General features: G+C 46.1%; 10 protein-coding genes and 1 pseudogene. 4 read left to right on the top strand and 7 right to left on the bottom strand.

Annotated elements, in window-relative coordinates; translation table 11 throughout:
• Positions 1 to 259, top strand: a pseudogene (locus tag EWV84_RS08735) (Rpn family recombination-promoting nuclease/putative transposase); the annotation flags it as partial.
• 63 nt (positions 260 to 322) lie between these two features.
• On the opposite strand, the gene EWV84_RS23080 reads toward EWV84_RS08735, so the two are convergent.
• From EWV84_RS23080 to EWV84_RS08715, 4 genes are read right to left on the bottom strand one after another with little or no spacing between them, the layout of a single operon-like run.
• Positions 323 to 460, bottom strand: a complete 138-nt coding sequence (locus tag EWV84_RS23080; RefSeq protein ID WP_287077687.1) for a PEP-CTERM sorting domain-containing protein — start codon at positions 458 to 460, stop codon at positions 323 to 325.
• A 31-nt stretch (positions 461 to 491) separates the two neighbouring features.
• Positions 492 to 1670, bottom strand: coding sequence for an LL-diaminopimelate aminotransferase (locus EWV84_RS08725; protein WP_287077686.1), 1179 nt, complete (start codon positions 1668 to 1670; stop codon positions 492 to 494).
• A gap of 16 nt (positions 1671 to 1686) precedes the next feature.
• Positions 1687 to 2049, bottom strand: coding sequence for a thioredoxin family protein (locus tag EWV84_RS08720; protein ID WP_287077685.1), 363 nt, complete (start codon positions 2047 to 2049; stop codon positions 1687 to 1689).
• 45 nt (positions 2050 to 2094) lie between these two features.
• The gene (locus EWV84_RS08715) at positions 2095 to 2973 is read right to left on the bottom strand and encodes an ABC transporter permease (RefSeq protein ID WP_287077684.1); all 879 of its coding nucleotides are present in this window, start codon (positions 2971 to 2973) and stop codon (positions 2095 to 2097) included.
• Positions 2974 to 3666: 693 nt separating this feature from the next.
• Here EWV84_RS08715 and EWV84_RS08710 point away from each other — a divergent pair.
• Genes EWV84_RS08710 through cobT form a run of 3 tightly spaced genes read left to right on the top strand, consistent with a single transcriptional unit; the run spans position 3667 to position 5405 of the window.
• Entirely contained in the window at positions 3667 to 3900 is a 234-nt protein-coding gene (locus EWV84_RS08710; protein WP_287077683.1) for a hypothetical protein, read from the top strand.
• A 23-nt stretch (positions 3901 to 3923) separates the two neighbouring features.
• Positions 3924 to 4298, top strand: a complete 375-nt coding sequence (locus tag EWV84_RS08705; RefSeq protein WP_287077688.1) for a type II toxin-antitoxin system VapC family toxin — start codon at positions 3924 to 3926, stop codon at positions 4296 to 4298.
• Between the two features lie 27 nt (positions 4299 to 4325).
• Positions 4326 to 5405, top strand: a complete 1080-nt coding sequence (cobT, locus tag EWV84_RS08700) for a nicotinate mononucleotide-dependent phosphoribosyltransferase CobT (RefSeq protein ID WP_287077682.1) — start codon at positions 4326 to 4328, stop codon at positions 5403 to 5405.
• A gap of 290 nt (positions 5406 to 5695) precedes the next feature.
• Here cobT and EWV84_RS08695 read toward each other — a convergent pair whose 3' ends face one another.
• The 3 genes from EWV84_RS08695 to efp form a co-directional block, all read right to left on the bottom strand.
• Positions 5696 to 6682: a zinc-dependent alcohol dehydrogenase family protein gene (locus EWV84_RS08695; RefSeq protein ID WP_287077681.1), complete on the bottom strand. Its 987-nt coding sequence runs from the start codon at positions 6680 to 6682 to the stop codon at positions 5696 to 5698.
• Between the two features lie 5 nt (positions 6683 to 6687).
• The gene (gene accB / locus EWV84_RS08690; protein WP_287077680.1) at positions 6688 to 7182 is read right to left on the bottom strand and encodes an acetyl-CoA carboxylase biotin carboxyl carrier protein; all 495 of its coding nucleotides are present in this window, start codon (positions 7180 to 7182) and stop codon (positions 6688 to 6690) included.
• Between the two features lie 167 nt (positions 7183 to 7349).
• The gene (efp, locus tag EWV84_RS08685) at positions 7350 to 7907 is read right to left on the bottom strand and encodes an elongation factor P (RefSeq protein WP_287077679.1); all 558 of its coding nucleotides are present in this window, start codon (positions 7905 to 7907) and stop codon (positions 7350 to 7352) included.
• Positions 7908 to 8101: the final 194 nt, after the last annotated feature.

Below are 8101 nucleotides of genomic sequence, written 5' to 3'. Positions count from 1 at the left end.
GATTAAAAAAATCCTTCGGAGTGAGATTATGAGAGAATCAGTCATCTATCAAGATATTTTAGAGGAAGGCAGAGAGGAAGGCAGAGAGGAAGGCAGAGAGGAAGGCAGAGAGGAAGGCAAAGAGGAGGGAAAAGAAGAAAAAGCTCGACAAATTGCCCTAAAAATGCTATCTGCTGGCTTTCCTATCCCAGAAATCGCCCGATTTACCGATTTATCTCCCCTCACCATCGAGGAATTACAAAGGCAGCAGCACAATTAAAGCTTTTAACTGCAAAGGTAGGGAATTAGGGAAATTTTAACTCATCTCCTCACCCCACACCGGTTAACGACGTTTAGCGAGGCGACGCACCACTAAACCACTACCTAGTGTGCCTAATCCGATAATACCAGAAGGTTCGGGCGTGGACACATTACCAATATCACCCGGAATATCAGAAGCAACAAGGCGAAAGTTATCCATTGCAGCATAACCACTGCTTAGAATATCAGATTTATCCCAAAAAAGCGCCAATTTTCTCCACGGCAGCCTCTAGAATATCGGGATCGTGAACTAAGGCAAAACGCACATAACCCTCGCCACCCTTACCAAAACCGGAACCGGGGGAAACAGCGACACCGGTTTGGGCCACCAATTGCCGACAAAAATCGACGGAATTACCCGGCCAACTGGGGGGAATTTTCGCCCAAACGTACATAGTGGCAGCCGGAGTGGGAACCGACCAACCGATGCGATTTAGGGCATTAATAAACACATTCCGGCGTTTTTGGAAGATAGCGACGGTTTCTTTGACCGAATCTTGATTACCAGTTAAAGCAGCGATCGCACCGTTGAGGATGCCCAAATACTGATTAAAATCAACCATGGCTTTAATCTGTCGCAAAGCCATAATTAACTGCGGGTTGCCAATGGCGAAACCGATGCGAAAACCGCCCATATTATAGGACTTGGAGAAGGTAAAAAACTCGATCGAATTAGTTTTATCTCGATCGGCCTGTAAAATTGACGGGGGAGGCGATGTTCCCGCAAAAAAGATGTCTAGATAGGGAAAATCGTGGATTAAAACTAAATTATGCTGACGGCAAAAATTAACCGCTTTTTGGAAAAATGCTAAAGGCGCGATCGCTGTGGTGGGATTATGGGGATAACTCAAGACCATCAGCTTCGATTGTGCCAGCAATGGCTCAGGAATGTCCTCTAAAACCGGCAGAAAGTCATTTTTTGCCAAAATTGGCATTCCGTAGATTTGACCGCCGGCAAGGGCAACACCGCCTAAATGGGAGGGATAACCCGGATCGAGGAGTAGGGCAAAATCCCCGGGGTTGAGAATGGCCAAAGGTAGATGGGCCGTGCCTTCCTGAGAACCAATTAGGGGTAAAACCTCCGTTTCCGGATCGACGGTGACACCAAAGCGATCGCTATACCAGTTAGCGGCAGTTATTCGGAAGTCTCGCGTACCATTATGGAGTAAATAGCCGTGGGTGTGAGGATCGTGGAGAGATTGCTCGATAGCATCGATAACGTGGGGAGCAGCACCAAGATCGGAGGAACCGAGCGAAAGATCGATAATGGTATTACCCGCTTCTCTACTAGCAGCTTTTGCCCGATCCATATCGGCAAAAACGTTGGATTGCAGTGCCTGTAAGCGGTTTGCTAGGGTTAAGTTATTCATAACCACAGATACCTAATTAGCTGACATAGGTATCGATAAAAGATTGTAATTGTTGTTTGCCGAGCGCCCCTTCATGAGTGGCAATAATTTTGTTATCTTTAAAGATGCGTAAAGCGGGAACACCTTTCACATCACATTTAGCCACCGAGTTGGGGTTAGGGTCCACCTCTAGTTTAACTACTTTTAGCTGTTCGCCGTAGGTTTCCGCCACCCAATCGATCGAGGGAGATACCAGACGGCACGGACCGCACCAACTCGCCCAAAAATAGACTAAAACGGGTTTTTCGACCTCAAAAACCTCTTGGTCAAACTTCTGATCGCTAATGACAGTTACGCTACTCACAGTATTTATTTCCTCACCATCGCTACTGATTATCATAGAGGTTCTCGGTAATTTTCGGCAATTATCCACTTCTACGCTTCCTTAAACATTAGGATCAAAGACATCGCGTAAACCATCACCGATAAAATTAATACTTAACACCGTGATCACGATAGCTAGAGCGGGAAAAATGACCAAGTGGGGGGCAGTTGTCAAGTAATCTTTAGCTTTAAATAACATTTGTCCCCAAGTCGGCACATCGGGGGGGAAACCCAAACCCAAAAAACTCAGGGTGGACTCGGTAATAATCGCATTACCCACGGCTAAAGTGGCAGCCACGATCATCATTCCCAAAACATTGGGTAATAAATGCACCCAGATTAAACGGAAAGGACTGGCCCCCAAAGCAATCGCGGCCGATATAAATTCCATCTCCCGTAATTTTAAGAAATTTCCCCGCACCAATCGCGCCACCGACATCCAGTTTAAACCCCCGATTACTAAAACCACGAGGATAAAAATGCCCGTTTCCGGTCCAGCGATTTTTTTGATACTATCGCGAAATAGATAGACAATCAGTAAAAGTAGGGGCAATTGGGGCAAAGATAGGAATAAATCCGTTAATCGCATCAATAAGCCATCGATTGCGCCCCCGTAAAACCCAGCAATAGCCCCGATCGCTGTCCCTAGAATCATCGCCACTATCATAGCAGCAATTGCCACCGCTAGAGAAATTCGACCCCCCACCAAGATTCTCGCCAATTGATCCTGGCCTAGATCATTAGTCCCGAAAAGATGTTTTAAACTAGGGGGAGCCGTAGCTTGACTGAAATCGATCGCATCGATAGGGACTCGATAGAAAATCGGACCGAATAGGACAGCAAGAATAATTATCATTAATGCGATCGCTCCTATTACCGCCGGGGGATCTCGGTAAAAACGTCGCCAAGTATCGATAATTGCAGAAGACAGGGGAGACATAAGCTGTTAAGTGTTTAAATTACTTGTTGAGATAAGGCACTCTTGCATTGGGGGAGATTCCGCTAATCTAAGAATAAGCGGTTTAAATGCGTCTTAGCTTACCAAATACGGAGAAAGTTTGAAGTTTTTTGAGCAGTCTTTACCGGAAGACAATAATTTAATTCATCCTCCACTTTTAAAGGCTAAAATTCAATCTTTGCTACCCAAAAAAGCTGATTTTATTTTACATGATGAATGAGAAACGATTAATGATAGTTGTTATGTTATCCGATTTATTGAATGGATTCAAGAATCAGGATCACAGTATATTGGGGATACAGATACGACGTTAGATTATCTAGAAATATTACCACAAGAGTTGATTAAGGTAATAGTTGAACAACAAATAAATTGTGGCTAAATATAAAACCTTAGATAAAGCTAGGACAACAATTGTAAATCGGAAAAAATATACCGAAAATTAATCGACACAATTAGCTAAATTTATCATCATTGCTCAAGCTAAAGGATATGTATAATTGTCCTTATGTAAATGCGATAATGCGCCTAATTTGGGTTGACTCTTGACTTCACAGTTAGTTGCTCAACCCAACTGAATGCCGTATTTTAGGTAAAATCTCAATAGGAGTCCCTTTATTGAATGAACCGTTGTGTTATAATATTACTCAAGTTCAGACAATAGAGAGTAAAACTATGACTGTTAAAGAACTTATTCAAACAGCAATTGATAATTTACCTGAAGAACAACTAGATGAACTTTATCAATTAATTAAAAATTTCACCGCCAGCAAAAATAACTTATTAGAAGAAAAGCCGTCCTTATTCAAACGGCGTTTTCCAGTGGAGAATATGGTGGTTAAAGCTAAAATACTAGGTGATATGGTCAGTCCTATTGTAGATGAAGAAGATTGGGAATGTCTGAAGTAATTGTGCTTGATACGCATATTTAGCTGTGGTTAATAAATGGCAATTTTGACAGATTTCCCGAGCATTGGCTAGAAAAATTTGAGTTAGCAGAATCTCTCGGAGTTTCACCCATTTCTTGCTATGAAATAGCCCTTGCTAACCAACGGGGAAGATTAGAATTCAGTTATACCCTTCAAGAGTGGATTCAACAAGCTTTAACAGTAGCTAAAATAGATATATTTTCAATTACCCCCGAAATTGCCATTAGAGCCGCTAATTTATCTCCCATTCACAAAGATACTTTTGACCGTATTATTATGGCTACAGCCTTAGCATACGGGGCAAAACTGGCTAGTATTGATAACTTATTTCCTAAATATGTCGAAATCAAAGATCATCTCATGGAGAGAGCGAAATAGTGATAAGTAAGAGGACAAAATCAACAGATGATTAAAATTTACACGGAAATCGAACGGGGGCAAAATTGGTTACAGCGCCATCAAAAATGTTGTCCGATATTTGCCCTAGTTTTGGGGTTTACCGAGACGGGATTAATCCCCGGAATCTCCACTGCGGGGGCAACTCCAGAGGATAGAAAATATACTGCGATCGCCGATGCCGAATTTGTCGTTAAAGGGGTTTCTCCCCATCCCCGTTATCCCTTACCTCCCCTAACGGTAGGTGCTTCTCCTGCCTATATTACCCGCGCCGTGGTGGAAAATCTAGCCATTCCCGTCCGGGTTTTTAATGCGGGTTTACCCTTGCCCCCGGCCGTCGATTATATCGAACTGGGGGGACAACCTGCCCGTTGTCTCTCCACCGGCCGCGCCCTAGATCTCCCCATAGTAAAACACCTGTTCGCCCAAGGATTAACCTGGGGAGAAAAATTAGCCCGCCAGTCTAGTTATCTAATTATCGGCGAGTGTGTGGTCGGTGGCACCACCACCGCCCTCGCTATTTTAACGGGATTGGGTTATCAGGCCAAGGGCAAAGTTAATAGCAGCCATCCCCAGTGCAATCATGCTCAGAAACAGGCAATAGTTGAGCAGGGATTGGGGAGAAAAGAATTTTTTGATCCTTTTGAGGTAATCGCCACCCTAGGCGATCCTCAGCAGATTTTCGTCGCTGGCATGGCGATCGCTGCTAGTCGGCAGGGTGGGGTACTCCTCGCCGGAGGAACCCAAATGTTAGCCGTTTCTGCCCTAATTCAAGCTCTAGTGGCTAAATATGCCTATCCGGTTAACTGGGAAAATATCATCGTCGGCACAACTCGCTGGGTAGCGGAAGATAAAACGGGGGATACGGTGGGATTAGCCCGCATGATCGGAAAATTGCCTTTATTAGCCACACAATTAGACTTTTCTGCCTCTAAATACCCGGTTTTGCAAGCTTATCAACAGGGTTTTGTCAAAGAGGGAGTGGGTGCGGGGGGATGTGCGATCGCCGCTTGTCTGTACCGCAATTGGACTAATCAAGATTTGGTCAAAGCGATCGAAAATTTAATCGGGTTTCAACTAAACTGTTGACTATCTAGGGTCTGCAGCAAAAAGTTTTTCGGTGGGGGTTGGGGTGTGGGGGTTGGGGGTTGGGGGTTGGGGTGTGGGGTGTAGGGTGTGGGGTTTTACCGATTTTCAGGGGGTCAATTACCTAATTTTCAGGGAAAAAGTACCTGAATTTTCCCCCTGATCACTCCCATGCCGGCCACTTTTGGATTTCAAAAAGGTCTAAAAGTCTTATCCAACAAGGTTTTTAGATTTATTCAGCCAACCCTAAATACGCGGGCAGCTTATGAGAGAAAATAGTGACAAGCAGATTTCTAGTCGATAATTAGGGCTATTTTCCCCGTCACCGAACCAGTTTCTAGCAATTGATGGGCGCTGATAGCTGCCGCTAAAGGGAAGGTTTGGGAGAGATGAATAGTTAACTTTTTCTCATCAATTAAACGCGCCCCTTGTCTGAGAATTTCTGTTTGATATTTTTGCGCTTCTGGCAGTCCCATCAAAGCTGGGGTTAACATTAATTCTAAACTAATCCGCAAATTGCGATCGCGCGCTTCCTTCCAGCTGCCCCTAGGTTCCAAAATCGTCACCATATCGCCGTACACTCGCACCGCTCGGCAAGTTTGCCCAAAAGTTTCCCCTCCCACCGTATCAAAAGCGATATCTACTCCTTTCCCTGCGGTTTGTTGAAGTATCGCCGAGACAAAATCGGTTTGTTTGTATAAAATCGGGTAATCTGCCCCTAATTGCCGCACTAAACGCTCTTTATCGCTATTTCCCACCGTCGTATAAACTTTAGCCCCCTTCAGTTTCGCCAATTGAATCGCGACATGACCAACACCCCCGGCCCCGCCATGGATAAGTACGCTTTGTCCCGACTGAAGACGGGCGCGATCATAGAGTGCTTCCCAAGCGGTGATTAAAACTAAAGGTACAGCGGCCGCCTCGGCAAAAGAAAGAGATTTCGGCTTGTGGGCTAGATAATCCGCCTCGATCAGGGCATATTCAGCATAATTTCCCGTGCCGGCCTTGCCCAGTCCGCCCCCATAAAAATACACTTCATCCCCGGGGCGAAAATCCTGCACCGCCGCCCCAACGGCCTCGACAATTCCCGCCCCGTCACAGCCCAAAATGGCTGGCATTTGCTCGGGGTAAAAAGTGCCGCGTTTACGAATTTTTGTATCAATAGGGTTGACACCAGCGGCTTTTAATGCTAGTAAAACCTGATGGGGTTGACTAATTTTCGGGGTGGGGACTTCCTGAAGCTGTAGGACATCCACGGCGGTCATGAGGATAGCTTTCATTCTATCTATTCGGGATTAACCCACATTAATGTCTGACCAAATTCTACCGGTTCACCGTTAGCGACGGCGATTTCGACGATTTGCCCGGCCACTTCCGCTTCGATTTCGTTCATCAACTTCATCGCTTCGATGATACAGACCGTTTGTCCGACACGGACTCGATCGTTTTTTTCCACGAAAGACGGTTCATCGGGAGCAGGAGCGCGATAAAAAGTGCCGACCATGGGAGAGGTAATCGCCAGCCATTTTTTATCCATAGCGGCGGCCACGGGTTCGGGAGTGGGGGTTTCTGGGGCCGGGGTGGGACCTGCGGCTACCACTGGAGCGGCGACCGGGGCCGTCACCACCGGCAAGGGAGCGGGGAGAGGGCCAAGGGCAGTATTAACGGTTCCTTTGCGGATATTTAGCTCCAAATCTGCACTTTTCAGGCTAAATTCACTGATATCCGTTGCTGCCAATGTTTTGATCAGTTCTCGAATTTCGTTGTAATCAATAGTCACCGCTCTGAAATCCCCCCGCAAATAAAAAGCAACAAATCCAAATTCGCACCTACCAAACCGTCGATTTTTCGCATCTAGCGGCTAAGTTTTGGGAAACAGGCTCGGAACAAACTGGCTTTAGTCCTAAACCCGCCCCTAATGCCTCATTTCTGGGCTTCTCATCACAATTATTCCCGTCCCAGATAGGAACCGTCCCGGGTATCGACTTTAATCCTTTCACCGATAGAAATAAACAGGGGAACCATCACCTGCGCTCCCGTTTCTACGATCGCCGGTTTCGTGCCACCGGTGGCCGTATCTCCCTTGACTCCTGGATCCGTATCGGTGATTTCCAAGATTACCGAGGTGGGCAATTCTATGTCTAACACTTGATCATTCCAAAAGAGAATATTGACTTCCATTCCTTCCTTCAGATACTTGGCTCGATCGCCCATTTGTGCCGGGGTGAGAGTTGCTTCCTCAAAAGTCTCCATGTCCATGAAGACAAACTGATCGCCTTCTTTGTAGGTGTGCTGCATGGTGCGCTTTTCGATCGTGGCTGAGGGCAAGGTTTCCCCTGCCCGGAACGTCCGTTCTACCACGTTGCCGGTCTGGACATTTTTTAACTTGGTTCGCACGAAGGCCGATCCCTTACCCGGTTTGACGTGCAGGAATTCTACCACCCGCCAGACAGAGCCATCTATCTCGATGGTCGTACCGCTCCGAAAGTCGTTACTCGAAATCATGAAATGCTGTTTAGGCCAAGAAAGATCAACATTCCATTTTACATACTTCCTGTACCCGAAAAAACTTTTTTCCCGCCCGTACAGGTAAGGGGGAGGTGGGAGGTGGGGCAAGCAAGGGACAAAAGCTAATTACTTAGGGTTTGCTGAAAAAGTTTTTCGGTGGGGGTTGGGGGTTGGGGGTTGGGGGTTGGGGG

The organism is Microcystis sp. M_QC_C_20170808_M3Col, from assembly GCF_007095505.1.
Taxonomy (GTDB): domain Bacteria; phylum Cyanobacteriota; class Cyanobacteriia; order Cyanobacteriales; family Microcystaceae; genus Microcystis.
This window is presented reverse-complemented; position numbering and strand designations above follow the sequence as displayed.